The 1411-nt window shown below is 58.2% G+C and carries 2 protein-coding genes; both read right to left on the bottom strand.

The genetic code is table 11. The features are described from left to right. A partial coding sequence (locus D7D26_RS11905) for an ABC transporter ATP-binding protein (protein WP_147413086.1) occupies positions 1-635 on the bottom strand: 635 nt, incomplete at its 3' end. A 2-nt stretch (positions 636-637) separates the two neighbouring features. Continuing rightward, a partial coding sequence (locus tag D7D26_RS11900; RefSeq protein ID WP_147413085.1) for an ABC transporter permease occupies positions 638-1411 on the bottom strand: 774 nt, incomplete at its 5' end.

Raw genomic sequence — 1411 nt, 5'->3', positions numbered from 1 at the left:
CAGAAGGCTTCGATCTGTCCCAGCGAGTGGGAAACGATGACGATAGTGGCGCCGCACTCCTTGATCTCGCGCAGGCGGGCGAGGCATTTCTCCTGAAAGTTCATGTCGCCGACGGCAAGGATCTCGTCGATCAGCAGCACGTCGGCATCGACGTTGATCGCCACGGAAAAGGCGAGGCGCATGTACATGCCCGAAGAATAGGTGCGTATGGGGTTTTCGATGAAGGGTTCCAGTTCCGAAAAGGCGATGATCCGGTCGAGGCGTTTGCCGGTTTCCTTGCGGCCGACGCCGAACATGGCGGCGTTGAGGTAGATGTTCTCGATGCCGTTCATGTCGGGATGAAAGCCGGCCCCCAGCTCGATCAGGCAGGAGACGCGGCCGTTGACGGAGATCGCGCCGCGGTCGGGAAAGAGGATGCGGGAGAGCAGCTTGAGCGTGGTGCTTTTGCCGCAGCCGTTTTCGCCGACGAGGCCGACGGCTTCCCCCTGCTCGATGTCGAACGAAACGTCTTTGAGGACCCAGCGCTCGTCGTAGCGGTTCCTTTTGCGAAAGAGCAGGCGTTCTTTCAACGTTCGATTTCGGTCGTAATAGATCTTGAATCGTTTGGCGACGTCATGGACCTGAATGGCTTTCATCGTTACAGTTCCTCCGCAAAACCGCGCTGCAATTTTTCAAAGACGTACCAGCCGACGCCCAAAACGAGAACGCCCATCGCGAGCGAGTGCAGCAGCGTGGAGAGTTCCGGCGCTTGGGCGGCGTAAAGGATGTCGCGATAGGCCGTGATGACGGGAGTCATCGGGTTGAGCATGAAAAGCGGCAGGTACCGCCGCGGCACCATGGAGATCGGGTAGAGGACCGGAGTGAGGTACATCCACAGCATGGAAACGATGCCGAGCATGTACTCCAGGTCGCGGCAGTAAACGGTGACGGCCGACGTCAGCAGGGCGACGCCCAGGCAGATGACGTACTCGACGAGCATGACGAACGGGAGGCACAGGAGCGCGCGCAGGTTGAAGCCGACGCCCGATACGGCGACGACGGCAAACACGACGACGAAACAGTAGAGCATGTTGACGAAGCTTGTCGTGACAAAGGCGATGGGCAGGACTTCGCGCGGGAAGTAGATTTTCTTGACCATGCCGCCCTGGGCCAGGACGGAACCGCAGCCGCCGGTGAGCGAGGCGTTGAAGAAAGTCCACGGGATCAGGGCGACGAAAAGGAATAAATAAAACTTGTCGATCCCCGCGCGCATGATGGTTGAAAAGACGATCGTATAGACGATGAGCTGTAAAAGAGGATTCAAAAACGTCCAGGCAAAACCGAAGAAAGAACGTTTGTAGCGTCCGTGAAGATCCCGCCGCACGAGGTTGTAGACCATCTCGCGGTAAGCGTAGATCTCTTTGGCTCTGGC

The organism is Pyramidobacter sp. CG50-2 (assembly GCF_003612005.1).
Classification (GTDB): domain Bacteria; phylum Synergistota; class Synergistia; order Synergistales; family Dethiosulfovibrionaceae; genus Pyramidobacter.
This window is presented reverse-complemented; position numbering and strand designations above follow the sequence as displayed.